At 63.4% G+C, this 25662-nt stretch carries 27 protein-coding genes; 4 read left to right on the top strand and 23 right to left on the bottom strand.

Annotated elements, in window-relative coordinates:
* Nucleotides 1-32 precede the first annotated feature (32 nt).
* From NX068_RS18560 to NX068_RS18500, 13 genes are all read right to left on the bottom strand, one after another.
* A complete protein-coding gene (locus tag NX068_RS18560) occupies nt 33-425 on the bottom strand; it encodes a hypothetical protein (protein ID WP_231698548.1) in 393 nt (130 codons plus the stop codon).
* A 241-nt stretch (nt 426-666) separates the two neighbouring features.
* Nucleotides 667-1881 (bottom strand): P-type DNA transfer ATPase VirB11, encoded by a 1215-nt coding sequence (gene virB11, locus NX068_RS18555; protein ID WP_231698549.1) that lies wholly within the window; start codon nt 1879-1881, stop codon nt 667-669.
* 2 nt (nt 1882-1883) lie between these two features.
* Entirely contained in the window at nt 1884-3107 is a 1224-nt protein-coding gene (gene virB10 / locus NX068_RS18550) for a type IV secretion system protein VirB10 (RefSeq protein WP_231698550.1), read from the bottom strand.
* Nucleotides 3104-3931 (bottom strand): TrbG/VirB9 family P-type conjugative transfer protein, encoded by an 828-nt coding sequence (locus NX068_RS18545; protein ID WP_231698551.1) that lies wholly within the window; start codon nt 3929-3931, stop codon nt 3104-3106. Before NX068_RS18545 ends, virB10 begins: the two co-directional genes overlap by 4 nt.
* A gap of 2 nt (nt 3932-3933) precedes the next feature.
* The gene (locus NX068_RS18540; protein WP_231698552.1) at nt 3934-4950 is read right to left on the bottom strand and encodes a VirB8 family type IV secretion system protein; all 1017 of its coding nucleotides are present in this window, start codon (nt 4948-4950) and stop codon (nt 3934-3936) included.
* A 13-nt stretch (nt 4951-4963) separates the two neighbouring features.
* Nucleotides 4964-5113, bottom strand: a complete 150-nt coding sequence (locus NX068_RS18535; RefSeq protein WP_231698553.1) for a hypothetical protein — start codon at nt 5111-5113, stop codon at nt 4964-4966.
* Nucleotides 5110-6102: a type IV secretion system protein gene (locus tag NX068_RS18530; RefSeq protein WP_231698554.1), complete on the bottom strand. Its 993-nt coding sequence runs from the start codon at nt 6100-6102 to the stop codon at nt 5110-5112. Before NX068_RS18530 ends, NX068_RS18535 begins: the two co-directional genes overlap by 4 nt.
* A 12-nt stretch (nt 6103-6114) precedes the next feature.
* Nucleotides 6115-6408, bottom strand: a complete 294-nt coding sequence (locus NX068_RS18525) for a hypothetical protein (protein WP_059401013.1) — start codon at nt 6406-6408, stop codon at nt 6115-6117.
* A 36-nt stretch (nt 6409-6444) separates the two neighbouring features.
* A complete protein-coding gene (virB5, locus tag NX068_RS18520; protein WP_231698555.1) occupies nt 6445-7167 on the bottom strand; it encodes a P-type DNA transfer protein VirB5 in 723 nt (240 codons plus the stop codon).
* Nucleotides 7168-7188: 21 nt separating this feature from the next.
* Nucleotides 7189-9681, bottom strand: coding sequence for a VirB4 family type IV secretion/conjugal transfer ATPase (locus NX068_RS18515; RefSeq protein ID WP_263462731.1), 2493 nt, complete (start codon nt 9679-9681; stop codon nt 7189-7191).
* Nucleotides 9671-10057, bottom strand: a complete 387-nt coding sequence (locus NX068_RS18510; protein WP_231698557.1) for a VirB3 family type IV secretion system protein — start codon at nt 10055-10057, stop codon at nt 9671-9673. Before NX068_RS18510 ends, NX068_RS18515 begins: the two co-directional genes overlap by 11 nt.
* Before the next feature lie 3 nt (nt 10058-10060).
* Nucleotides 10061-10420 carry a TrbC/VirB2 family protein gene (locus tag NX068_RS18505; RefSeq protein ID WP_231698558.1) on the bottom strand — a complete coding sequence of 120 codons (360 nt, stop codon included), beginning with the start codon at nt 10418-10420 and terminating at the stop codon, nt 10061-10063.
* Between the two features lie 35 nt (nt 10421-10455).
* Nucleotides 10456-11124, bottom strand: coding sequence for a lytic transglycosylase domain-containing protein (locus NX068_RS18500; RefSeq protein ID WP_231698559.1), 669 nt, complete (start codon nt 11122-11124; stop codon nt 10456-10458).
* Nucleotides 11125-11270: 146 nt separating this feature from the next.
* Between NX068_RS18500 and NX068_RS18495 the strand changes: the two genes are divergently transcribed.
* A complete protein-coding gene (locus NX068_RS18495) occupies nt 11271-12107 on the top strand; it encodes a helix-turn-helix domain-containing protein (protein ID WP_263462730.1) in 837 nt (278 codons plus the stop codon).
* Here NX068_RS18495 and NX068_RS18490 read toward each other — a convergent pair.
* From NX068_RS18490 to NX068_RS18470, 5 genes are read right to left on the bottom strand one after another with little or no spacing between them, the layout of a single operon-like run.
* Nucleotides 12064-13836 (bottom strand): hybrid sensor histidine kinase/response regulator, encoded by a 1773-nt coding sequence (locus NX068_RS18490; RefSeq protein WP_231698561.1) that lies wholly within the window; start codon nt 13834-13836, stop codon nt 12064-12066. The two genes, NX068_RS18495 and NX068_RS18490, sit on opposite strands and share 44 nt — an antisense overlap.
* Nucleotides 13833-14312 carry a putative pterin-binding protein gene (locus NX068_RS18485; RefSeq protein ID WP_231698562.1) on the bottom strand — a complete coding sequence of 160 codons (480 nt, stop codon included), beginning with the start codon at nt 14310-14312 and terminating at the stop codon, nt 13833-13835. The genes NX068_RS18490 and NX068_RS18485 overlap by 4 nt, the downstream gene beginning before the upstream one ends.
* 43 nt (nt 14313-14355) lie before the next feature.
* Nucleotides 14356-17331 carry a MobF family relaxase gene (gene mobF, locus NX068_RS18480; protein ID WP_231698563.1) on the bottom strand — a complete coding sequence of 992 codons (2976 nt, stop codon included), beginning with the start codon at nt 17329-17331 and terminating at the stop codon, nt 14356-14358.
* Between the two features lie 10 nt (nt 17332-17341).
* Nucleotides 17342-18877, bottom strand: coding sequence for a type IV secretion system DNA-binding domain-containing protein (locus NX068_RS18475; protein WP_263462729.1), 1536 nt, complete (start codon nt 18875-18877; stop codon nt 17342-17344).
* Nucleotides 18878-18926: 49 nt separating this feature from the next.
* Nucleotides 18927-19289 carry a hypothetical protein gene (locus tag NX068_RS18470; protein WP_231698565.1) on the bottom strand — a complete coding sequence of 121 codons (363 nt, stop codon included), beginning with the start codon at nt 19287-19289 and terminating at the stop codon, nt 18927-18929.
* Nucleotides 19290-19988: 699 nt separating this feature from the next.
* Here NX068_RS18470 and NX068_RS18465 point away from each other — a divergent pair.
* From NX068_RS18465 to NX068_RS18455, 3 genes are read left to right on the top strand one after another with little or no spacing between them, the layout of a single operon-like run.
* Nucleotides 19989-20609 (top strand): hypothetical protein, encoded by a 621-nt coding sequence (locus NX068_RS18465; protein WP_231698566.1) that lies wholly within the window; start codon nt 19989-19991, stop codon nt 20607-20609.
* The gene (gene stbB, locus NX068_RS18460) at nt 20606-21346 is read left to right on the top strand and encodes a StbB family protein (RefSeq protein WP_231698567.1); all 741 of its coding nucleotides are present in this window, start codon (nt 20606-20608) and stop codon (nt 21344-21346) included. The genes NX068_RS18465 and stbB overlap by 4 nt, the downstream gene beginning before the upstream one ends.
* On the top strand, nt 21343-21855 hold the full coding sequence (locus NX068_RS18455; protein WP_231698568.1) for a hypothetical protein: 513 nt from the start codon (nt 21343-21345) through the stop codon (nt 21853-21855). Before stbB ends, NX068_RS18455 begins: the two co-directional genes overlap by 4 nt.
* A gap of 125 nt (nt 21856-21980) precedes the next feature.
* On the opposite strand, the gene NX068_RS18450 is transcribed toward NX068_RS18455, so the two are convergent.
* The 5 genes from NX068_RS18450 to NX068_RS18430 form a co-directional block, all read right to left on the bottom strand.
* Nucleotides 21981-22355 (bottom strand): hypothetical protein, encoded by a 375-nt coding sequence (locus tag NX068_RS18450; protein ID WP_231698569.1) that lies wholly within the window; start codon nt 22353-22355, stop codon nt 21981-21983.
* A 24-nt stretch (nt 22356-22379) separates the two neighbouring features.
* Nucleotides 22380-23213: a methyltransferase gene (locus tag NX068_RS18445; RefSeq protein WP_231698570.1), complete on the bottom strand. Its 834-nt coding sequence runs from the start codon at nt 23211-23213 to the stop codon at nt 22380-22382.
* Nucleotides 23214-23702: 489 nt separating this feature from the next.
* Nucleotides 23703-23882, bottom strand: a complete 180-nt coding sequence (locus NX068_RS18440) for a hypothetical protein (RefSeq protein ID WP_442806763.1) — start codon at nt 23880-23882, stop codon at nt 23703-23705.
* Between the two features lie 20 nt (nt 23883-23902).
* Complete coding sequence (locus tag NX068_RS18435) at nt 23903-24193, bottom strand: hypothetical protein (protein ID WP_231698573.1); 291 nt, start codon at nt 24191-24193, stop codon at nt 23903-23905.
* Entirely contained in the window at nt 24190-25593 is a 1404-nt protein-coding gene (locus NX068_RS18430) for a DUF3560 domain-containing protein (RefSeq protein WP_231698574.1), read from the bottom strand. The genes NX068_RS18435 and NX068_RS18430 overlap by 4 nt, the downstream gene beginning before the upstream one ends.
* Between the last annotated feature and the right edge of the window lie 69 nt (nt 25594-25662).

Here is a 25662-nt window from a genome sequence, read left to right as displayed (position 1 = left end):
CGCCCGCGCTCGCCGATTCCTGGCGGCATGGCTCAACGCCCCGCGCCGCGCCTGGTTGCCGGCTGCGTCTGGTTCTGGGCGGGCAGCGCGCCCGCTCGGGTCTTTCGGGCCGCGTCGGCGGCCGCCTGCTGCGGCGGCTGCGTCTTGCCCCGGGCATAGGGTGTGGCCGTAGCCGGCTGCGGGCCGGCCGCGTCCGCGCGGCGCACTTGGCCGAGCGTCTGCCACGCCTCCCCCTGCCCGCTGCCGGCCTGACTGCGTCGCGCCGAGGCCTGCGCCGGGGAATGCGCGCGGTGCACCAGATCATCGAACGTCAGACGCCGAGCCGCGTGGCCCAGCGACTCGGCCAGTTCGGCGCGCATCGCGCGGCGCTTGCTCTCCACCATCTCCTCCGCCGGTGACTTCGGCGCGGGCCGTCTCGTTGCCATGCTCATGCTCCTTGGGGTGTTGGGTATGGGCGAAGCCCATGGCGGCGTCCGGCCGCGTGAGTGCCCGGCGCACGGGGCGCGGCGCCCATCCGCGCCGGCGTCCCACCCTGGGCGCTGCGGTAGCCGCCCGGCAGCGGGTTCGCGGCGTTCGCACGGCGCGGCCGCCCGAGCGCGTGGCGCGGCCCGGGCCTGCGCGCGCCGGGCCCTCGCGCCCTGCCGACTGTCTGAAGCAGCGCCTTCGTCATGCCAGCAGCGTCGATGCGTACATCGGGTCGTAGTAGATGGCCGAGCAGTAGCGGTCGGCGCCGGGCTTGAAAACGATCTGCACCACCACGTTCACCAGGCTGTGCAGCAGCGTCAGCGTCTCGTCCATCGCCAGCCCCCGGCCTTCCGGCGAAGCCTTGATGAGCAGGGCTAGACGCACGAACGCCTCGCGCGGGCTGTTCGCGTGGGTGGTCGTCATGCCGCCCGGGTGCCCCGAGTTCAGGACGCTCTGGATGTAGTAGTAGGTCTCGTCGCCGCGCAATTCGGCCAGCAGCACGCGCTTGGGCGTCTTGCGCATGGCCGCCTGCAGCATGTCCTTGGCCGAGCCGCCCGCCGTGGTGCTGGTGCCCTCCCGACGGTAGAACAGTGCCTGGCAGTGCGGGTGGTTTGGCAGGGGCATCTCTGGCGTGTCTTCCACGGTCAGGATGCGTTCCTCGGCGGGGATGAGTTCGACCAGCCCGCGAATGAACGAGGTCTTGCCGCTGCCTGTCGCGCCCGACACGAGGATGTTCTGGTACTCCAGCACGGCCGTCTTGAGGAATTCGGGCCAGCGCCCGGCCTGGGCCAGTTCCCACAGCCGCAGTTGCTCGGGCAGCAGCTGCCGCCCCGCCCTGGCGCGCTGCTCGTCGGTCATGTTCATGTTGAACATATGGACCGTGTTGGCGAAATACCCCTGCTCGATGAATTGCTCCAGCGTGAAGGCGGCCACGCTGTGCTTGCGCAGGTTGACGTAGATGTGGTTGTTGAGCGTGGCCGGTGGCCCGGTCATCTCCAGGCGCGTGCCGTCAGGCAGCGCCGTGGACAAGGTGACGTTGGACGCATTGAAGGGCTTGCGCGAACGGTTGGCCACCAGCTGGCCCAGCTGCTCGATCACGTCGCGCGTGAGCGCGGGATCGAGGTGTGCGTGCCAGTAGCCGCCCTCCCACAGCGCCACCTCGCCCGGGCGGTTGATCGCCACCTCCTGCACGCCCGGACGCTCCAGCCAGCGGCTGAAATATCGCTCGATGTGGATCTCCAGAGGCGAGCGGCCGGTGCGCCCGCCCCAGCCGCCGTCGAGGTCGGCAAGGGACTCGCGCTGCGCGCCGGCGCCCGCTGCGGGCGGTGCCGCCGTGGCGGCGGCCGAAGGCCGGGGATCGGCCGGCACCGAGGGCGTGCGTGGCTCCGCCAGGTCGTGAACTGGATCGCGGAACATCGTCAACTCCTTGGGTTGCGCGTAAGTTCGTAGACTTGGGAAAAGTCCACGTCGCGGGCGATGTAGATCTTGATGATTTCGCCCTGGTTCTTGTAGAGCGTGGGCTGGATGTCCTCGCCTTGCGACAGCATGGATTCCACGACACGATCGGCGGTCGAGCGCGTGCGGTCCAAGTTCCGCAGCGCCCCGCCCTGGTTGTTGTAGTAGACCGTGTTGTTGTCGCCGTTGGCAGCGGCATTGCGCGCGTCACGCTCCTGGCTGCGCAACTCCTCGCGCCGCATGACGTAGTCCATGCCGTCCGAGAACAGCGAGTACAGCATCGCGCCGCCGAAGCGCTCGAAAAAATGCTGATCGACCTGCCCACTCATGCCACTGCGGCCGAGCGCGTCGGTGCTGGGCGAGTTCAGGGTGACCTCCACGAAGTTGGGCGTGATGGCGCGGCTCCAGACCGCGAACATGCGCTTCTTGCCGCGCGCCATGCCCGCGCTGTACTCGCCTTCGAACGTCGTGCCGGCCTCCATCAACACCACCTTGCCGTCCATCGAGTAGACCGGCCGCGACAGGATGCACTTGAGAAAGCCCGGCTGGTCGGTGCTGATGGCCGTCAGCAGCGTGCAGTCCGGAAGTGTGCCCTTGGCCAGAGTGAACGAGGGGTTGCGGTTGACCGTGGCCAGTGTCCTGGCCGTGGCGGTGGACAGCAGCGCGCCGCCCAAGCCGGTGTCGCCCGAGAGATTGGGCGCGCGGGCGCGTGCGCTGGCCGCGCCGCCGGGTGGCGGCTTGCCGCCGCCCACGCCGATCTCCGACTCGAAGCGGCGCTTTTGCAGGATCTCCTCCTCGGTCGGCCCCTTGGGCGGCTCGGGCGCCGCCTGTGCCTGCGCTTCGGGCTTGGTCTCGGGACAGGCCATGCCCTCGGGCAGCTTGAGGCCCCCGGCGCATTCGATGAAGCGCAGTTCCGCCTTGGGCGGCTCGGCCAGGGAGACGTTGAAGTCGGGCGTGGAATCGGGGCGCTTCTGCTCTTCGAGTTGGGCAACGGGCTTTTTCTCGCCCGAGAAAAAGCCCGCCAGCTTGAGCGCGCCGTAGGCGAGCACGCACACGGCCAGCAGCGCGATGCCGGCAATCACGATCTTCTGCCCCGGCGACTTCGGCGGCCGCCGGTCCACGAATTCGCCGCGCTCCTGCTCTGGCTTCGGCGCTGCGGGATCGGTGTAGTCGGAGCGTGCGTTCATCGGGACTCCTCGCTGTTGACGGAGCGGTTGACCTTGTCGCTGGCCGTGCCGGTCGGGCTCTGCTGCACGGCGGCGGCGGGCGACTTGTTGGTGATGCCCGACACCAGATTGCCGCGCCGCAGCAGGATGCGCGAGGCGACTTGGTGGATCACCATCGTGTCGCCCTCCACATGGAAGTCGGCGATGGCCTCGGTGCCGTCCGACTCGATGACGAAGGCGGCAGGCATGGCGTTGGCCGCGCTGAAGGTCATGTAGGTCTGGCGGCCGTTGTCGAACATGGACGCGGGCTGCAACTCCTGCGCCCCTGCGATCCAGTAGTCCGAATTCAGGCGGCCCTCGTAGCGGCTGTTGCGCAGGTCGTCGGCGATGCGCTTCTGCTCCGCGCGCGCCTGGGCAGCACGACGCCCCTCCGGCGTGCTGTCGTCGTCCTCGGAGTCACGCACCCGCATCCAGTAGGCCACCGTGCGGCTCTTGCGGCCGGTGCTCTGCAACGTGAACAGGTAGTTGCGCCGCGCCGTGAACACCGTGAGGTTCGTGTCCGGCTTGATGCCGGCCGGCTTCATCGAGATGAGGTTGTTCTTGAACTTGACGTGCCAGGCCTGCCGGTCGCCCATGCCGAAGTCATCGATGGTGTCCTGCGCCGGCAGTTCGATAGTGGTCAGGACCCCCTCGGCGATGTTCACGCGGATCACTTCGTCGGGGTGGTAGTCCACGATCTGCACGCGGCCATCCAGCTTCGAGGAACGGGCGCCCATTTCGGCGTGCGCCACCGTGCCGATCCATGCCGACAGGACGGCGGCCACAAGGAAGGTTGTCGGTTTCATGGTCATGGTCGGCGCGGGTTGGCGGTGGCAGGCGGGGCGGTGGAAGCCGCCGGCGGCGGCGCCTGGCCGGCCCCGTTCGTGCCGATGCTGGACAAGGCGGAAGGCGCACCAGCGGCGGCGCCCGCAGGCGCAGGCGCGGGCTGCGCGCCCGCACCCGCGACAGAGGCCGCAGCCGCAGCTGCGGCCGCCTGCGAGGCCTGCAGCTGCTGCTGGGCGCGCACGGCGGCCAGCGCCGCATCGGTTTCGCGGCGGAAGTCCTCCATCACCTGGTTCAATTCCTGATTCGGCGTCCCCGGCGCATTGACCACCACCGGGTTGCCCACTTGGTCGCGCCGGTAGGTCTCGGTGCAGAAGCCGAAGGGGTTGAGATAGAAGTTCAGCTGGTTGCTGGGGATGTTGGTGGGGTCGTAGCGCACCCCCAGCGTGGCGACGTAGCGGTACTTGAGCGGCGGAGTCGTGCCGCGCGAGACGGTTTTCTCAAACTGCACCTGGGCGGTCTTAGTGTCCTCGTCCAGCGACTGCAAGAAGGTAACCGACTGCACGGTGATGCGGTCCGAGTCCTGATTGGTCAGCATCAGCACCGGGCTCTTCTTGTTGAGTTGGGGGTTGATGTAGTTGTCCCACTCGGCCCGCTGCGTGCCGCAACTCATGAGGTAGACCATCTTGTAGTTTTCCTCGGCCTCGCCGCGCGTAAAGCCCTCGCGCGCCTTGATGTAGCGGGCCACGTCGGAAATCACGATCTTCTCGTTGCGGGACTCCCCCACGTCCAGCTTCTCGCCGGCGGGCTTGACGTCATAGGCGCCCGTGGCGTTCTCCACACGGATGATGATGGGCACGAACTCCTTGAGCGGCAGCAGCGTGGTGACGGCCACGCCCATGATGGCCGCGAAGACCACGGCGCCGATGCCCAGCGCCTTGTACCGCTTGAGGGACAGGCGCTCGGCGTTCCTGCTGTCGGCATCCCAGCTGGCCGCCGCCTGGAAATACCGCTCCTGCGCTTGTTCATTCGAGTCGTTCATACCCGTTCCTCATTCAATCGACCGCGGGCTTTTGAATCGGCTGCGCGTTGATGGGCCGCTCCGGTCCATCGGGCCAGCCAGGCGGCGGCTTGTAGGTGCTGCAGGCCGAAAGCGCGGCCAGCAGTGTCAGAACCAAACATCTACGCATCAGATCCACCTTCATGGTTTGGCCGGCGCGCTCTTGGCCCCGCCCCTGGAGCGCAATGCACCGCGCATGTAATAGATCAGGCTGGATGCGCCCTGCCCGACCGCACCGCCGGCGCCGGAAGTCATGGACGAGGCGATCGTGCTGAGCTGCAGGAACATGAAGGCCATGATCAGCGTGAGCAAAACGACGGGCATGAAAAGAACGATCACATTGCCGGCCTTGGCCATGTCGCCGCCCATGAACTGATTGCGGATGGCGTCCGCGATGGTTCCGGCGACGCCCGCTCCGCTGTTGGCCGCCACGCCGGCCAGCGCATTGATGTAGGCGTCCAGAAAATTGAAGAAGAGATTCATGAACAGGAAGCACAGCACGTAATAGAAAACGAAGAAGAGCGCCGTGTTCAGCCACGAGAAAAACTTGTCGCGGGTGTGCTGGAGAACGAGCAGGAAGACGAAGAACGGCCCGACCGCCAGAACCAGGGTCAGGCCCAGCTTGGCGTAGACCAGGCCGCAGAAAATGACCACCATCATGATGACGGCGGCGATGATCATGATCAGCAGCACGATGGCCAGCAGGATGGCCGCGCCCCAGGCCAGGGACTTGACGTAATCGACCAGCAGGTTGAAGCCGCCGGTGGCCAGGCCGATGAACTTCTCCTCGAACAGCGCCAGCGCCTGAATCGGCGTGGTCGCGCTGCCCCGGCCCACGGCGGAAACCAGTTCCTCGGGCAGCTTGTAGAGAGGATCGGCGATCCACGCCGTGTAGCCGCTGCCCATCGCGTACAGCACCAGCATGAAGGCGATGAACGGGACAAAGAGGTCCAGCACCGGCATGGACGTTTTGCCCGTCATGGTGAGATAGCACCACACCAGCAGCAGAACGGCCAGCACGATCCAGGCAATCGGAATCACATAGCTCGAAATACCCGACGAAGCGCTGGCATACAGCCCGGTGATGGCGCCATCGAACTTCAGGTAGACGTTGTCAAGAACTCCAGTTGCCATGGTCCAGGCCCCTTAGAATTTTGGCGCCTGTGGCATGCTGCGAAGCGATTCGGATTGAAGCTGGTTGTACAGCTTCTCGATCTTCGAATATTTCTCGCACCATTTGCCCTTCGTCTTCATTTCCTCCTTGGCGCACTCGCGTTTGATTTCCAGATATTCCTTGGCATAGGCCGCGCCGGCGAAATCGGCCTTCTTGTAGGCCTGGGCCACCTTGAGGTCGTCCAGGGCGTAGAGGTTTTCAAGCCGAAGTCTTTCGGCCTTCTCGTCTGCGGACTCGCAGCCGCACAGCGCGAGCACTAGCAGCATCCAGGCGATTCGAGGGAAGCGACGCATCACATTCCCTCAGAAATTGGGCCGGCTGAAGTTCGCCATGCCCGCGGAGAAACCGTTGTAGACGCGCTCGGTTTTCAGCTGCCGCTCGGACTCCTCCATCTTGGCGATGGTTGAGAGCTTGATCTGCTCGTTCTGCAGCCGCGCGTTCTCCACGTTGATGCGTGCCTGGATCTCGGCGATGACCTTCTGATCCGACGAGCTGTTGATGGTGCGGACGAACTCCTGCAGATTGGTGATGTTCTCCGCCGCCTTTTTGTAGGCCAGGTCGCCGAAGTCCTTGTTCATGGCGGCATTGCGCCACTGCCGCTCGCATTCCTGGCGCAACACTGGGTCCTTGTTGAGTTCGGCGCAGGATTTGTACTGGTAGGCCTTCACGATGTCGGCCACCCGGCCGCTGATGCCGTTCCAGTTGCCGTTTCCTCTGCGGATCGACTCGGCGACTGCCCAGTAGTCCTGGGGCAGGAACTGGCGGATGAGGTCATCGCGCAGGATGTTGCCCATGCCGCGCCCGTCCTTGAGGGAGTCCCAAATCCCCTTGGTCTGTTCGAGCTCGGTTTTCATCCGCTCCAGCTGAACCACCCACTTCGCAATCTGCTCCATGTTGTTCATCTTGGCGGTGGCGATATGCGCTCCGTCGATCACCGGAATACCGCCGGCATAAACGGAAGAGGACACAGCCAGCGCAGCGGCCATGCCGAACATCCTCAAATTGATTTTCTTGAGCCTGACCATGCTGTTTCTCCTTTGAAAAATCTAGATCCTTCTTTCATAGAAGCGCGGCAACCAATCGCGGGGATTGGGTCCGAATTCCCGGATGCATTCGCGGCAGATCATCACGTTGTCGGTGCTGGCCGAAAGCACCGACAGCATGTTGTCCATCCCGGTCAGGTTCATCTTTGCCATGATGGATTCGTTGCCTTTTTTCACCAGCACCGATCCGTCGCTTGCGCTGCTGGTGCGCACCAGTTCGAATTCGCGCGGCGTCAACCCGAGCTTGTCGATATAGACCTCCGCCCTGGCCTTGCTGTTGGGCAGAATGAACGAGGTCGGAAACTGATTCAGGAACTCCTGGCCCAAGTGGCTCTCGGCCACGTCCTCAGCGTTTTGCGCATCCAGCCCGAGAATCCCATCCTGCTTGCGGATGGTTCTGGATTTGTCATCGATGAACTGGCCCATCAGCGGATCGGCCAGCAGCGCCCAGGCCTCGGCCATGTCGATCACGTGCGGCGTGCCGGCCGCGCTGCGCAGAATCTTCTCGGTGATCAGGCGCATCAGCGGGGTCTTGGCGTACCCGAGCTTGAGCACCGCCGTCGTATCGAAGCCGTAGGCGCTGCTGTCGTTCAGGTTGAGGCGATCCACCGGGCTGTCGAGCACCCAGCCGTAGGGACTGGCACGCGGATCGTCCTCGTTGTGGCACCAGCGCGTGAGCAACTGGTGCAGGCTGTATTCCGTCTCGTGCGAGGGCAGGTAATGGATGATGCTGCCAAACCGGCGATCCGCCTTCGGCAGGTCGAAGACCGATGAAATGGCCTTCTTGAGGTCAATGGCCTCGCTGGGCTTCAGTTCATAGCGCGTGTCGTATTGCGCCGCCCACTTGGCAACGTCGTAGATCATTTCCCGGGTTTCCTCGGTGTCGTCCCACTGGAAAAAGTTGATGCCCGATGGAACGCCCGGCTCCAGAATGAAGTACTGCGCGCCCATGGCCCGCATCACGATTTCCTCCCCATAGTCCTTGTCCAGGGTGAAAATCTTGACCGGCCGGTTGTCCCGGCTCTCGCGCCGCTTCAAGGCCGCGCGCATTGCCACCTTCAGGGTTGTCTTGCCCGCGCCCGTGCCGCCGATGATGTAGTAGTTGCCCACCTCTTTTCTCTGCCGCTTCTGCGCGGGCACGGCAGGATCGTCCTCGTCGTCCATGTTGAGTTGGATGCCCTGCTCGGCCATCCGGTCGCGGCTGACGTGCAGGTTGAGGAAATAGGGGTTGCGCGATTCGGTCGAGAGAACGAGTATGGGCTTGCCCCACTGGCTTCCTTTTCTGTTTCCGGTGGGATAGTTGTGCAGCGGGAAGAACTTCGCCATGTTCAGCGAACTGATCGGCATGGCGCGCACCCGGCCGTGCTTGAATGCACCCGGGAAAATCGACCAGAAGGTGGCAATCAGCGCCCCGCCGTTCTGGCGTGAGATCTGAATGCTTTTCTCGTTCATCAACGTGATGGCGTCGTTGACGTGGTGGTTCAACTCCTTCAGGCTGGAGCCGTAGATCACCAGAATCCATTCGTGCTCCATCATCTTGAACTTGTTGGCCTGCAGATTCGTCAGCGCCGCTTTGATGTCGGCGATCTGGATCTCGTTGCTGGCCGTGCTCTCGATCCGGTTCTGCTGCGCCTTGAGCATCCGTTCCGCGGCGTCTCGCGGAATGGCGGTGAAGGACTGGCTCAGCACGAACTCGAAATCGGCCGTCAGCAGCTTCTCGTGGACCTTTGCGTCGATGGACTCGCAGGTGTACGGCGCAGTCATGGCCATCACGGCCGCATAGGTGGTCGAGGCGCCGTTGACGATCCTGACCGTCTCCTCTCCGAAGTCCAGCGTGGCGAGCGGCAGGCTGCGCGATAGATTGGCGGGCCGCAGCTGCACCTGGCTGTGCCGGTGGTTCAGCAGCCAGGCATAGAACTCGCCAATCTCGGTATGCAGGCCGCCGTCCCTGGAGTAGGACTGCAGCTGCCGCGTGTGGTAGCGCTTGAGCGCGGCCTGCAGCACGGCGACACTGCGCTGCGCCGCCTCCTTGGCCTGCTCGTGCAGTTCCCTGTAGTCCTCGCTTTTCTTGGACGCGAAGCGCAGGCCGAAACGGTCGGCCTGGGTGCCGGCCAGGCGGTACACCGGAGACAGGTAGAGGCGGTTGGTGAAGAAGTCCTTGCCTTCGAGGGACTGGTTGTACGCCTTGACGAAATCTGCGCTGAATTCGTTGTCGTACTCGTTGTGGGTGAGTACGTCCTTTTGCCGCGTGCGGACGATATGCGTCCACAGGGCATGGTTCGGGCTGGCCAGCGCGGTATGGATGGCGGAGAGCCAGGTGCGGTTCAGCCCGTCGATCTCCGCATTGGTCATGGTGTCGAACGAGATTCCATGCACCTGCAGCGTCGCCGTGTAATCGCCAGCTTCGGTCACGACAATGGTCTGGCTGATCTGCTGGCTGTAGGGCAGCTGGGAAGCGTCGCTGACTTCCTTGGCATCCACTCGGTCATTGAGCATGCTTGCGCCTCTTGGTTTTCAGCTGGGGGCCAAGCTCCGCCCTCAATTCCCGTCGCGTGGCATGCGGGGTGAATGTCACCACGTTCTTTCCCCGCAAGCCCTTGTTCCTGGCGAAATACCTGTACTTGATATTGCAGACAAGGTTCTCCACCCACCATTGATCGCTGGCCGTTTTCAGCATCAGCAGCAAGTGAATGGGGAGCACGAACAAGAGCGCCCAAAACTGAAAGAATCGGAAGAAGACCAGCAGGGCGACGCACTCCACGGCAAACACCGTCAAGGGCACATAGAACTGCATCGCCTTGGTTTGCGGCCCCTGGTACACGAGGACCCTTTCCAAGGGTTCATCGACGTGCTTGTTGCTTCCCCCGGCCATGGTTCACAGGTTCCCGATGCTGCCGTTGCCGCCCACGGCTTCCTTGATGAACTGCACGATGGCCACCGAGGCGAAGGCGATGGCCGTGCCCGCGAGCACTTGGAAGAAGAGCCGCTTGGGATCGTGGGCGCCGAGGAAGTTGCCCGCCGCCCAGTTGATGCCTGTGACCAGCACGCAGATGGCTCCGACTACGCCGATGACGGCGTACAGGGCATTGAAGATGGAAACGCCCGTCTGCTTGAGCGTTTGGGCCTCGGCCGGATGGAACAGCAAGGCAGCCAGGATTCCGATCAGAAGAATGCCCTTGAGCAGCATAATTTTCGTCAGCGTGTTTTCACTCGTTTGCAAGATATGGGAATTCATGTTGGTTCCTGTTGAGTCAATGAAAAGGCAAAGCATCAAAATCCCTGGGTAACCTCCTGCGCCTGGAAAATGTCAGGGGATTCACCATCGCGCAGCGAATTGGGATTGGACGCAATGGCGGCGGGCAGCGCCGGCGGCGCGTTTGCGCCAGAAATGTCGATCTGAACGGACCGGGCAAGTTGGTTAAATCGCGGATCGGTGCTTGCCGGCGTGCTTCTGGCGGCTTTGGAAGTCCGTACCCACGCCTGCTGGGCCTGCATATACGTGAATATCTTTTCAGCGTATTTATCGCTGACCTTTCTATGCACGCCGCCCGAGTTGTAGCCGCGAAGCGCGGCCCAAACCGCATCGACCCCGCTGTAACCCTCTTTAATTGCCTTGCCGTAATATTCAAAAAGGATGGTCTGTCCCATCCTTAAATTGCTGCAGGGGTCGAATGCCTGTTCCCAGGTCATTCCCCGGCCGGTGACATTGCTGATATGAATCTGCGCCAAACCCACGCTGAATTTGGCTCCCGCCGCCTGAAGTTGCTTTACAGTCTTGACCGCTTCATCCAGTGTTTGCGGCTGGGCAATTGCGCGCTGGCCGGCATCAGGCCCAATGGCATACGGGTTCCACGCCGATTCGGTGCGGACCAGGGCCTGCATCAACACCGGGGATACTTGGGGAGCGCACTGCGCGAGATCAGGCGGCAAGTCAATCACTTACATCTCCGGTCATGGAAGGAATGCACAATCCGACAGATTGGGCGCACCGTGTAACGAAATACAATACAAATCGCACTAATTGTATTGTTCAACGATACATAAGCTTATCATAAATTTTGTTTGACACAACACAGGGACAGCGCATGCCTGCTCAAGAGGACAGCCAGACACAAGGGACCGGATCGGCGCCATCGGCTGCCGAGATCGTTCGCGCGCTTCTGGCGCGCCACAAGGTGGACCGCCGCCACTACGTGACGGCGGTAATCGAGGTTCTGGGCTTATCGCGCGCAGCCGCCCACCACCGGGTCACCGGAACGTCAGCATGGACCTGGGATGACTTGGCTCGCATGGGCGAGCACTACGGCGAGTCCATGTTGAGCATGATCCGCGGCGTGATGGGCAAGACCTTCGCTGCGCAATTGGTAAACGACAAGCACAAGGCGCCTGTGATGGTTCGCCTGGGTGACGGCCCGCCCGATCGCGGCGATATGTGGGCGGCGTTCAACACCGATGGCGGCCTGCTCGTGATGACGGTCGATAAGGTGCCTTTCTCCTTCGAAGCGATCAAGGTCATCGAACTGGTTCACGGCCAGGACGGGCAGACACCGCTTCGCGTGGCCGTGTTGGACGACGTTGCCGACACGGCCGCTAGCCTTGCCGACATGCTGGCCGACGAGGGATGCACCAGCAAGGCCTATACGTCACCGCGCGCGCTGCTGGCCGACCTAGAGTCTGGCCACGAGTACGACGCCTTTGTTCTGGACTGGTGGCTTGGCAAGGACACGGCGGAAACCGTCCTTGCTGAACTGCGCCGCATCTCCAGGCAAGCGCGCATCGTGCTGCTGACTGGGGAAATGGGCGCCGGGGGAAAGGCCGACAGCAGCGCCGTCGAGCAGGCGCAGAAGCGCTACCACTTCTTCGTCTGCCAGAAACCGATCACAGCCGGCGTTCTGATGGCGAACCTGACGCTGGGCGTGTGAGGCCGGCAAGCAGCGACTTGATGCGGATGGGCTTGTCGAGCAGCTTGTCAAAGGGCGAGCGAATCGGCGAGGGTCCATGATGCAGGGCGCTCATGCCGTACAGCAGGCACCGGGGATTTGCCATGGAACTGCCGCGCCTGAAGTCACGCGCGAGTTCGTCGCCGCGCCGGCCCGGCATGTTCACATCGATAAGGGCCAGATCGTAGTAATTGACGGCCATCATGTTCGCGGCGATCGCCGGCGACGGTGCGATGTCGGCCTCGATGCCTAGCACTTGGCATTCACTGTGCAGCGAAGCCAGCAGTTCGAGGTTGTCATCCACCAAGAGCCAGCGCTGCTTCGATTCGGCTGGTGAAGGCCGCGGGTCGTCCGTCTGCAGCAGTGCCGGAATGGTCAGCCTGAAGCAAGTGCCCTCCTCACTACTGTCGTAGGTCAGCTGCCCGGACAGGTACTCAGCGAGCGAGTAGGCGATCTTGAGGCCGATGCCGGCGCCATCGCCGCCCTGCAAGACGCCATAGCGCTTGAACGGTTGGATCTCCAGTGGCGCGAACCCCGAAGGCATGCCGGGTCCGGTGTCCCGCACAGTGAACACCAGCTGATGTTCATTGACATCGGCCAGCGACAGTTCCACTGCCCCGTGCTCGGTGTACTTGATGGCGTTGCTGGTGAGATTGCCCAGGATCTGCGTCAGGCGGCCGCTGTCGGCTGTAGCGAAGATGGGTTCTATGGGCGCATGGATAGATAGCCGCAACCCCTTCTCGTAGGCGTTTTGTGATTCCAGATCCAGCACTTCCTCTAGCAGGTCCTGAACGCAAAACACGTCCGGGCGGAACTCCAGCGCGCCAGCCTCGGAGCGTGCCAGAGTCAGCAGGTCGTTGATCTGAAATTTCATGCTCAGAGTCGCCCGCTGGATGCGCGCCAGTAGACGGTTGCGCCTGTGCGGATCAAGCGGACTGAGCAGAGATTCGGCGGATGAGGAAATGGTCTGCAAGGGCGACTTCAGTTCATGCGACACCATCCCCATGAACTCATTCTTCTCGGCCACTGAGACTTCGAGCAGCTTCTTCTGGTGGGCCAGCTGAAGGTTGCGTTCGGCCAATTCGTCGCGGCTCCGGGCAAGTTCGCAGTTCTTGCGATACAAACCCAAATTGTAATAGGTATAAATTATTACTGCTAATCCGCCCATGATTGCCAAGCTTGCAATCAGCTGGTTTATTGTTTTGTTACGAGCTTCGGCAGCTTCGAAAGAAGCGTCGCTACTTGCTAGTTGCATCTGCCAGACGCTGGCTGATATATCGGAAACCATGTGACCAATACGATCCAAACGTTCCAGTAATTGGAGCGCTTCGCCCTTAGTCATTTCGCTACCATAGCTGTCATGGATAGCACGAACATCATGCTCCAAGGCACTCAACTCAGGAAAGTGCAAGGCAAAATCGTGATTTGTCATCAGCGTAGTACGCGATGGTGATTCACGAGTTAGCAAACGTATTTTGGAAAGAAAAACAGATAAGCTGTTTTCTGACTGCGCCTGAACAAAGACATCTCCGTCCTCCATCCTCGCAAGGTCAGCCTTTAAACGCCAAAAACTTGTCTCGAACTGACTCACCGACCAATATGGTTCTTCGATAATTTTTTCAGGCGGCTTACTAGTAATAAAGTAGTAGAAGAAGAGAAGGAATGCCACGAGTAAAGAGAAGCGCAACACCCAAAACCATATACGTCTCATAAAATATCTATCCGACACACCTGCCAAGCCATTTTGTTGAGACCTGCAGGCCTCCTCAACTCTTTATAATCATCATAGGGGTACATGACAAACATTGGCCCCCAATCATCCAGTTTCAGCCGTTTGTCATCAAGGCTTGTCGCCAAGATAACGCCATACTTTGCTAAATCAGAAAATGGAATATCGACTTTGAAATGATCCCAGGTGTATACAGTCAGTTTTTGCACGCTACCTCTGCCGGCCAAGCCAACGACATCGTTCAAATACGGCCCCTTGTAGGAGCCCTTTTTTGCCCAATTGGTGGACGTAACGATGACCCGCTGCGGCAGCGCTGATAGTTGCGCTTCTGTGACCGCTATAGTTTTACTGCCGACCTTCAAAGACAGAAATACAAGCGGATCGCAGTTGTGTGCGTGCGCTGAGAAACCTATTGCCAAAGCCGCTGCCAATGTCATTTCGCGCCACGAGCTTGTCATTGGAGACTCCCGATCGGGCAATCCGCGCTGGATCACCGCTACCTCATCTTAGTGTTCTTCCTAAAGCCACGCTGCGATTTGCTTGCGCCGGCTGTGGATTAGGGTTACGCCGTTGCAAATCATTCGACAAGTTTCTCAAGCGACTAATAGAGATCTGGCGATGTTTCTGCTCGGCGATATGCGCCTCGCTGTGCGCCGTTCTCAACTCCAGCGCCGCGAACTTCTTCGGCACCCGCGCCACGGCGCCGCGCAACTCGGCGGCCCGGTCCGTGTAGAGCTTCAGTTCGTAGCGTGGCCGCGAGATGGCCACGTAGAACGCGGCCCGGTTGGTGGTTAGCGAGCGTGTGTTGGCCTCGATCAGCACGCGGTTGGAAGTCAGGCCCTGAGAGGAATGGATCGTGGTGGCGTAGCCGTGCTGCAGGTTCATGGGACGCTGCGCCGGGATGGCCACGATGGTGCCGCGCTCCGTCTTGACGGTAACGGCCTCGGCGCTCACAGCCTGCACCCGCACCCGGTCGCCGTTGAGCAGGCCGAGCTGCTTGTCGCTCTTGGTGATCTTGAGCAGATCGCCGGGCGCGATCTCGATGTCGTACTTCTTGTGCAGCGTGGCCGAGAAGTGCTGGGCGGGCTTGACCGTGACGTTCTGGCCGTCGCTGCCGCGCAGCACCACTTGATCGCCTTCCACGCCCACCACTGCGTAGTCCACGCCGCGCTGGATGTTCTGCCCCTCGCGGTGATAGCTCACCACCAGATCCGGGGCGTAGGTGGCCGGCTGCTTGAGTTGGGCGCGCGTGGCGTCCACGTTCTCCAGCACGGTGTACTTGAGGCCTCCCTCCAGGCGCATGCGTTTGCGCACCATCTCGTTGATGCTGTGGCGCGCCTCGTTGGTGCCGGCCACGATCAGGGTCGCCTCGCGTTCCTGGGGGGACAGCGCGGTGAAGTCGGAGGCAATGGCCTGATAGCGATCCTGCTCTTCCGGCACCTCGCGGATGCTGCCCAGCAGCCGCGTGACGGCCTTGTTGGTCTGGTCGTTCGCGGCATTGAGCACGGCGGCCTTGATTTCCGGATTGCGCTGCCGCTGGATTTCTCGCAGCTGAGCCTGCAGCATGCCGGCGTCCTGCAGCTGCGCAAAGGGCTTGCCGGCCTCCACCGCGCCCGTCTGCTTGCGGTCGCCCAGCATGACCATGCGCGCGCCGGCCTTCTCCACGATCCGCATCGCCTGGGCCAGCTGATGAGCGGGCACGACGCCGGCCTCGTCCAAGAGCACGACCGATTTCTCGCTCAAGGCCGCCTGCGCCTTCCGGCTGGCCAGGAAGCTGGCCAGCGTGTTGGACTCCACGCCTAGTTCGCGCAGGGCCGCCACCTGGGTGCCGTAGGGCGCCAGGCCCACCACGTCGAATCCGGCGGCCAGGGATTGCTGGGTCGCGTCTTGGGTGATTTCGTTGATGGTGCGCTCCAGCATATGGCTTTTGCCGGTGCCGGCATAGCCCTGCACCGCCACGAAGCGGTTCGTGGTGCCGAGGATCATTTCCACCGCCTCGCGCTGGCCCTGGTTCAGGTCGCTCGCGGCCAGCCGCGCCGCCAGGCCCTCGTCGCTCAGGATCGGCTGCAGGGCGCCGCGCCCGTCGCGCTCGATGGCAAGGATGCTGCGCTCGATGGCCTGGGCCTGCGGCGTCGTATAACGCGCTTCGGCCAGCACCAGCGCCCCTTTCTGGATGGCACGGTCCACCTCGATGGTGGCCTGTTCCTCATTCAGCCCGCGCGCGTGCATCGTGGCCCCGATCCATGTCGTGCGCGTGAGCTTGGCGGTCTCGGGCACGTCCATGAAATGCGAGGCCTGCTTGTCGTCCTCGTTCTTCTTGGCCTGGTTGAGCGAGCGTGCCGTCTGGTACAGCGGCAACTCGCGCACCAGGCGGCCGTCGTTCTCGGCCGCTTCCACCTCGGCCATGACGGCGCTGATGGTGGATGTGGTCGCAGCCTTGGACATGGACAGTTCAACCAGTTCTTTGCGCGTGAATAGCCCTTGACGCTCGCTCAGGTGCTCGACTGCGAAGTTCAGGGCCGCGGCCGCCCCCTCCTTCATCGCCGGGTCGGCACGCAGGCGGGCCACGTCCGGCGCCGTGCTGTTTTCCTTGGCGGCCAGCAGCGCATCCATGCTGAGGCCTGCTGCTCGTGCGCTCTCGATCCACTCCTCGCGCAGCAAGGTGCGATCCACTTCCGACTTCTTGTCGCGCGTCATCAAGGTCACGGACTGTGCCAGTGCGGTGTTGGCCGTGTCGCGGTTCACGCCGCGAGCCTCGAAGGCCTCCTCGATCTGCCGGGCCCGGGTGCTGTAGTGCTGGATCAACTCGTCGGAAATGTGGGCCAGTTCCCAGTAGCCTTTCTGCGTCTCCCTCAGCCCATAGCCGCTCGCCCGCAGTTCCTCGGCCAGCGCCGTGCGGTAGTAGGCGCCCAGGGCCTTGATGCTGTGCTGGATGTCCTCGTTGCTCATCGCGCGCCATTGGCCGTCCGGGCGCTTGGTGAGGTTGGCGACGATCACGTGGGTGTGCAGCTGCGGGTCCTGGGCGCGCGACAACTCGTGCCGGAACGCAGCCGCGACGATCACGCCGGTGCGCACGCGGTAGCTCTGCCCCTGCTCCTTGATGCGCGCGTGGGCCAGCTTCTCCAGTTGCTGCACGGCGCGCTTGACGGCCCGATCGTGCGCAGCCGTGACGCCGGCATCGCCAGCGATCAGCGCCTGTAGGCTGACGCTCTTGGGCGCGGAAAACGTGTAGTCCATGCCCTTGCGGTCATCCGAGCGCAGGTCGGAGAAGCGCACGCGCACGCCGTTGGGCAGCTTGCCGTCCAGAATGTCCTTGAAGCTCTCTCGATCCACCTGCAGCTGCTGCGTGAGCCCAAGCTCCTCGGCTCCCTTGCCGAGCCATTCGCCACGGTGGCCCTCTTTTTCGTAGTAGTCGTCTGCCGACTCGAAATAGTGCGCAGCCTGCTTGCTGGAAGTGACGGCTTGGAAGCTCAGCATGGGACGCTCCTCATGCGCCGGCGAAGATGCCGGCGGAACCGCGGATGGGCTTGCTGTACTGCTCGGCCATCACCATGGGGTCGATCACGTCGGGCCGGGCCTTGTACTGCAGCTTGACGCGGGCGATGGGGTAGTTGCCGGCGAACTTGAGATAGCCGGTCAGGTTGGGCAGAAGGTGGATCTCTGCAGGCGACACGACACGCTCGGTGTCTTGCCTGGTGCCGGTGGTGCCGCGCGAGCCGCCTCGGCCGCCGACCGAAACGCTGTCGTTGCGCCGAATCACCGTCTGTTCGCCCAGGCCGCGGCTGAATTCCTCCGCCGTGTAGGTGTCCATCTCGGCGACACCGAACAGGGCAACCGACCGCAGCGAATTGCGCAGCGTGAGGGCGTCGTCGTCGCCATAGGTTCGCCGCAGCTGCGCCAGGCTCTGGATGCCGGCCAGGATGCGCAGCCCTTTCTTGCGCCCCTTCGTGGCCGCGTCCACAAGGTAGTTCAGCTTCTCCAGCGAGTCCAGTTCGTCCAGGATCAGGTGCAGGCCGCGGTCACGGTCGTCGCTCATGGACAGCACGGCCGCGCAGATCACGTCCGTCCAGCAGGAAATCAGCGGCTTGAGTGCCTGCAGCTGGTCCTGCCGCCAGGTCACCCAAACGTTGCCCTCGCTGTTCTCGATGAAGTCCCGGAAGGAGAAGCTGCCCGAGGCCAGGTATTTGTGGGGTGTCACGTACTGCGTCAGCACCACGCGGATGGACGCCAGGGTTTCCTCGGCGCCGTGGAAGCAGCCCTCCGCCGGCGTGCCGGCCAGCAGCGTCTGCAGGTCGCGGTTGCTCGCAGAAGTCAGCCAATGCACCAGCCTGTCGGTGGAAAGCTCGTTGTTCCGGATGAGCACATGCAGCGTTTCGGAAACGATGGTCCGGGCCATGGAGTTCCATGATTCCTGCTCCGTCGATGGGCTGCGCGGGATCATGCTGATGGCGTACTGCTCGCAATCGAAAGATGAGCGGATCTCGTTGAACACCGACCAGCCCTGCCCGCGCGCGTCGAAGGGGTTGAGGATCACGTCGCCGGGCCGGAAGAAGTGCCGCATGAAACCGCCGTCCGGGTCGATGCAAATGGTTCGTTCGCCGCGCTCCTGCTCGCTTTCGATGTACTCGGCAATGCACTGGCTTTTACCCGTTCCGGTGGAGCCGCCCGCCAGAAAATGCGTGCTCTCCACGTCCCGCGGCACCGGCGTGTCCATGAACCTCAATTGCCCGCTTCCGCTTTTGGTCCTTGAGCGCAGCGCGTACTGGTTTTCCATGCGCGGACCGCGCAAATGGCGCATATATTCTGCGCCGCCGAATTTCGTCGTCCATCGAATGGCCCCGTAGATGAACAAGGCCACCCCCAGCATTAGTCCTATGAACGGCCCGACCCATAAAACCGGATTGGAGGGCGTGGCCAGGATTCCAAACCAGACGCCCTTGATGATCATGGACTTGGGAACCCGGTAGTACAGCAGAAAACCGGCTATCCACCCTGCCAAAACCAGAAGCAAGGTGGTAACCACCAGCCATCCTCGCAGGGCGTCGTCTGGAGTTCTATTCGCCCGTGCCATATCAACCTTCCTGTTTCAGGTAGTTGATGACGGCATCGGAATTGAATATCTCATCCAGTTCGGCACGGGCATTCACATTGACCGATCGGTACATCAGAAGGAAGAGCGCGGCCACCATGCTGAGCTGCGTGTCGGGATCGGCTGCGCGCTGCATGTCGACGATTTCCTGCTGCTGCGCCCTGATCTCTTCGAGCTGCTGGGCGATGCCAGACAAGTGCCCGGCTTGGCCATCCTGATTGGCCAGGAACTGCAGGAAGACCTCCTTGGCCAGCATGTTGAGGTTCCGCGCCGGGGAACGCTCCAGGGCCTCGAACGCCCTCTCTGAATCCTGCGCCGAGAGCTTGAACTGAACGAGTCGGGACATGCACCTTCCTTTTTATCGGTATACCTGGAAAACCGCATGAAATATAGACTCATGCGCTGTTAGTACACCTAACCACGCCTCCAGTATACCCAACATATCCAATCACGACAACGCTTTACACCTGGCACCTGTGGTGCGTATGGTGTGTAGAACCCTGGCGCGCCAGGGTTGCGACCCGGCATCGCCGGGTCGCGGGCGTCTGAGGGCAGCGCGAAGCGCCGGGGAATGCAGCAAGGGCGCGAAAAGTGCGGGCCAGGTCGAGTGCCAGGCTCGTCTGGCGCGCTCGGTTTCCTCTGCGACGCTTAGATCAGGCACCGAGGCCAGTTCAGGGGCACCGGCTGTTCCAGCCCGCACCTTCATTGGTGCGGGCTGTGGCAAGCGAAGCGCGTCAGGCCGTAGGCGTCCCCCTGTGTGCAAGGCAGGTGCGCAGCGTGGGTATGTGCGCAAGCCGGGGCCCAGCGACGCCGTAGGGCGTCGCTGGGCAGGCTTGTGCATATATATCCATGCGGAGCCCTGGCTTGTGCACAGGCGGCTCAGGCGCGCCGGTCGATCTCGCTCATGTGGGCCAGGGGTCTGGGGCGTGGCCCTGGAACGCCCCAGCAGCGGCCTCCAGCACCTCACTGCCGGTCGTTTGGAGCACCCCCTTCGCCCTCCCCCGCGTGAGTTGCCTGGAAGGCCGCGCAGCGGTCGCCGAAGGCGATGAGCGATAGCGAAACCTGCAAGGGAACGACCCCCGAAGGGGGGCACGCCCAGTCTTCCAGAGCATATTCCGAGCATTTCCAGAGCACTTTTCAGGACTGGACTCTAACTCATGGACTACAATCAGAGCGTTTTCTTAGCATTTCCAGAGCAAAAGTGATCGATACAGGCGAATCCACCTCGGCCCTCGGCCGTGTCCGCGCAGCTGTGGCCGGAGCCGTCGAACTGGGCCTGAAGAAGAAGGCCGCGATCCTGGCCAAGGCGCTGCACCAGATCAATGCGGCTAGACAGGATGGGTTCTCCCATGCCCAGATCCACGTGGCGATCACCTCCGGTGGTCTGGATCTGACGCCCGCCTACTACGAGAACCTGTACGCGCGCGAGATGCGCAAGCATCACGCGCGCCTGGCGGCCAGACCTCCAGTTTCGCAACCAGCGCCTGGGGGCCTGTCGCCACTGATTTTCGGAAAGCTGGAGAAAAGACCCGTCGAATTGAAAATGTCCGAATCGGATGCAACGGCAAAACCCGGTTTCACCTCGGCGTCTGATGAATTACGCCGCGCACGCGCTGTCAGCCGCCAGGATTTCAGCAAACTTATCAAACGCAAGAACAAACCATGAACATTGCACTCATCAATCTGTCCGGTAACGTCGGCAAGAGCACACTGGCCGTTCATCTTTTCGCAGCAATGCGGCCTGGCGCCAAAATCATTTCTGTCGAGTCGGTCAATTCCTCCGACGCCGATACGATTCAAGGCATCGAAGTCGAGGAAATCGAGGCCTCCAGCTTTCGAGAAATATTCCGTGAGCTGATGATGGCCGAAGGCGACGTGATTCTCGATGTGGGCGCGTCCAACGTCACCCGGTTCATGGCGGAAATGAAGAAATTCAAAAGCGCCGTTCACGAGATCGATTTGATCGTCGTGCCCGTGGTGCCCCAGGAAAAGCAGCAGCGCGACACGATCTCCACGCTGGAATGGCTCGCCGAGCGCGGGTTTGACCCCAAGCGCATTCGGGTCGTCTTCAACCAGTTCGCCAATGATGGCGTGTCCCTGGTCGACGCCTACAGCCAGATCTACGGCTACCTCGAATCCACCGGCAACCGGGCCGCCTACAAGCCCGAGGCCGTGGTCGTCAGCAACGAGCTGTACGACCGCGTGAAGGGTTCGGGCAAGACCATCCGCGAACTGGCCGAGGACAAGACCGATTGGCGCGCGAAGCGCACCGAGGCCCGCGCAGCGGGCGATCTTTCGGGCATGGAAGAGGCGGTGGACGGCCAGATGAACAAGGACCTGGCGCAAACCGCGCAGGAGAATCTGGCCGAAGTCTGGAAGATCATCGGCATCGGCAAGAAATGAACGCGCCGACCACCGCCCGCGACGCGGCCGTCAAGGTCTTGATGGCCGACTTCGCCGACCTGCTGGAGCGGCTGGAGCGGGCGCAGCGGGAACACGGCGAGTTGCAGGACACGCAGCGCCTGTGCCACACCGAGCTGGATGCGGATCTGGAGCAGCTGGGCGGCCTGGTGCAGGGCGTGCGCGCCGACCTGGCCAAGGCCGGCGAAGCCGGCCGCGGCATGGTGGCGGCCGCGCAGCGGCTGGAGAATGCCGCCGCCCGCATCGAGGCGGGTGCTGTCGGCGCCGCCCGGCGCCCGGGCGGCCCGCCGCCCAGGGCGGGCAGGCGTTTCGGCGGCCTGGCCGTGCTGCTCGTCGTGGTGTTGATCTGCGTCTCGGGATGGGCAGCCTACGCCACTACGCGCCTGGTGCAGCAGCGCACCGCCGTGCAGGTCGGCACTGCCACGCTGAAAGCGTGGCCCGCGCTCGATGCAGGCGCCAAGCGCGCGATCCAGGCGGCTGGCTCGCAGTAGCGGACTGGCGGGCCGCGCAAGCGCCCGTCAGTTCGTCGCCGCGGCCGCAGGACGCGGCGCGCGGTGACGGCCAGCGCAAGCGGCCGCCACCGCGCCGGCCGCCCGCCGGCCAGGGCGCGCCTGCCTTACTGCTCGTCCTGCAGCCGCCCGGTGCGCGCCATGTTCAGCAGCATCAGCAGATAGTGCGCGGTCAAAGGGCCGCGCCATTCCTGCTGCCAGTACTGCAGGAACCATGCGCGCTGCGCTTCGGGCAGTGCCCGAAGCTCGCGCCGCCCTCTCCGCCACTGCTCGGCCGCGCGATCCCTGTCGCGCCGGAACGCGCGCGTCCATTGCGTGCTGCGCTGGGCCATCACCTCTGCCGCGCTGGGCTGTTCGGCCGCGATCTGCTCGGCGAACAAGGGCAGCGCCTCGCGCTCGGCGCGCTGGCGGCGCGCCAGGGCCGACAGCTTGCGCGGCGTCACTTCATAGGGCCGGTAGGCCTCGAAACGGTGGAACCTCATGGCTTGCGGCTCGTTCCCTGGCGATCACGCAAAGAGCGCCGCCTGTCGCCCGTCATCGTGTGCCGCCGCGTGCTGGCTCCGCACGGCCCGCGCGGTCGTGGACTTCGGCGGATGCGCTTCGCGGTAGGCCTGGGCTTCTTCAAACTCGCACAGCACCACTTCACACAGTGGCGCCACGTCGTGCCAGTCGTTGCGGTAGAAACTGGTATCCACCCCGCAGCCGGCGGCCATTTCAATGCCGGTCTGCTCGTACAACTCGCTGATGGCATCGCTTCGCGTGACGGTGTAGTGCGGCGCGCCGCTGAGGCGAAAGGGTGCGCTGCTCTGGGGAACGATGAAAGCGCCCCGCCCGGCCATGTCGGCGGCCATGTCCATCACGTGATATTCAAAGCTCGCGCCGGTGTAGCGCGCGCCCTGCCGGGCCGAGCGCGCGGCACTGCGCCCGAATGGCGGGTTTGATATGGCGAGGTCGAACCATCCAAGATCAGGCAGCGCGAACACGTCGCCGCAGATCCATTGCGCCTGCGGCAGGATCTTGCGTCCGACTTCGACATAGGCCGGGTTCACCTCCACGCAAACCATCTCCCCCGCACGGCCATCGAGGTCCAGCCAGAAGCCCAGGCCGCCGATGCCCGCGCACAGATCGATCACGCGCCGCCCGCCGCCCGCATCGATGGCGAAGTCGCGGGCCAGTCCGCTCGGCGTGAAGTGCGCGCCGATCGCGCCGTTCATGTGCTCCGCGCCTTCGTGCCAGTTCTCCAGCACGAAGATTTTCTCGTCGATGGACAGCGCATCCTTCTGCAGAATCTTGCAGGCCTCGGCATGCGCCTTGCGCTGGGCTTTCGTCAGTTTGGCCATAATCTTGCCTCTGCATGCTGTCTTAACATGCCTGTATTTTAACCTGTTATACACCTGATAATGCACCTTTTAATGTGCCAGTGTGTAACGGTATTGGGTATGGGCGAAGCCCATGTCACCGGTCAATCGCGCACGTGCCCAGCGCCCAGGGCGCAGCGCCCATTCGCGCCCCAAGCTGGCCCAGGGCGCGGCCTCGTTGGTCGTCGCTGAGGGCTCCCGAAGCCGTCGCACGCCACCGCCGCCCGAGCGCGTGGCGCGGCCTTGGCTGGCACACAACCTGCCTCGCGCCCTGATGAACAAGATGCCCGCCGGATCACCTGCAGGCGCATGTCCTGGGCGCAGCATTCGCCCGCGTTTCTCATCGAGAAACGCGCTCGTCTTGTGGGTGTCCGGCGCCTGTGGCGCCGCTGGCCAGGTTCTCGGCGCGCAGCGCGGCACGCCAGCCGCATTCCCCAGGCCTGGGCGGCCTGGGTGTGGTGCCGGTAGCGGCTATTCCTTCGTCTCGATGAGCCACCACGTGGAACGCGGCAAGGCGCGGCCCGTGATGGGGTGGATGTCGGTGAGGTCGGCGCAGGCCGACCAGCCCGGGGGCGGACGGTAGCCGCGCACATCGCCCTCGCCGTGCCACCGGCGAGCGCGCACCGTGCCGGGTGCATAGGTCGCCGCCATGCGTGGGCGGTCCGTGCCGTTCATCGTCCACCCCCGCAACCCTGCACGCCATGCAGGGCGTCCAGAATGGAATGCAGCCGCTGTGCCAGTTCACCCCGGCTGCGCCGATCTGCTGCCGTCATCGTCCCGCCCTGGTGGGCAAGAACGTTGGTCAGGATCGCGTGCGCGTCCCCTGCCGCGTCGATCAGTTCGACCAGGGCGCCGGCACCGGTGGCGACCTGCGCGGCGGCATCCAGCATGGGCGCATCCACAAGGCTTTCGCCTTGCTGCTCGCCCGCGTGGATGCGCTTCAAGGCCTGAAGCGTGTTCATCCTGCCGCCTCCTGGGTCTCTGCGGCCTGGGGCGGCTGCACGATCTTGGCATCTGTGAGGAATACGGACACCAGGGAGCCGCCGCGCACCACCGTGCGCACGCGATGGCGTCCATGCTCCTTCGATTCGGTCCGGTCTTGCAGTTCGGGCCTGAAGAATCCGGCCTGCCGCGCGCCCTGGCCGGCCTCGCGCGTGCCCTTGTAGTCGGCATGGGTGCGCTTCCATTCGGCCTGGGTCATCTCCACGGCGCCGGGATGCGGGTAGTTGGCCAATGGCGGTTTCTTCGTGATGGCCCGCACGGCGGCGGCCCGCTCCGCGCTCGGCGCCTTGTAGTCGCGCACCTCCTCGATGCCCTTCACTCGGACAAAGCGGCAATCCGTCGTCACGCTGACGATGCGGCCCTCCTTGCGGTTGACGCGGACCACGTTCAGCCATTCGCCGCGCACCTGCACCTGTCCGCCCGGCTGAATGTCGAACTGATCGGCCGCGATGCCGCCATCCTCGGCGAGCATGGCGCGCTCGTAGGCGAGGCGGTTTTCGTAATGGGCGATCCAGCGCCGGGAATGCTCCAGGCCTCGGGCGTAGAGCCGGATCGCCGCGGCGGCCACGTCCTCCACGTTCCACGGGTTTTCGGAGCGCGTCAACAGGGTATAGGCTGAGGTGCCCCATTGCTCCCCGCGTTCCTTCACCGAGAAATAACCGCGGTCGGCCAGCGTCTTCGCTCTTTCAAGGTCGAGACCTTCGGCGGCCCACAGCTGGCCCAGTTCCTGCGCCTCGGCCTCGTTCTTCCTGGCCTTGCGCAGGTCGGCCTCGATGCCCTTGATGCGGCGATGCCGCACGTCCGGGCGCTCCTTGTACTGCGCGTGCTGCTTCGCCGCTGCGGCCCGGCGCTCCCAGTATTCGCTCGTGTCCCACAGCTTCACCGCCTTTCGGATGCCGTCACCGATGCGCTGCGCATCCTTGCGCGCCCTGCGCTCGCTGTGGTGCCCGACGAGGATCGGCTGGCCAAAGGGGATGCCATCCGAAATGCTCTTGACCTTGGCGCGCACCGCGTCGGCCTCCTGGCTGCGGCGCTCGCTGTAGCCGTCGAAGCGGTCGGCCCGGTCCTCGGCGCGCTCCATGAGCGTGCGGTCTTCGTCGTCCACCTCGCCGCACCATTTCAGCATCAGGTTTTCGCGGGCCGGCGTCCACATCGGGGCCACGAAAAGCTCCTGGCGGGGTGCCCACGAAAACCCCGCGTCCTTGGCGCGCTGATAATCCTCCTTGGACAGTCGCGCGAACGGGTAGAACCGAAGTTTGTTGTCTTCCGGGCTGTAGGTGGCCGTCCCGAGGTAATCCGGCGCCTGCGCCTGGGCGTCCGTCTCGGGTGCATCGATCGCGCATTGTTCAGGTGAAGCCATGATGATTTTCCTTATGACCGGCACCGCTTGATTGCTGCACCGTACCTGTATTTTAACCTGTTATACACC

This window comes from Thauera carbonicopians (genome assembly GCF_025699485.1).
GTDB lineage: Bacteria > Pseudomonadota > Gammaproteobacteria > Burkholderiales > Rhodocyclaceae > Thauera.
This window is presented reverse-complemented; position numbering and strand designations above follow the sequence as displayed.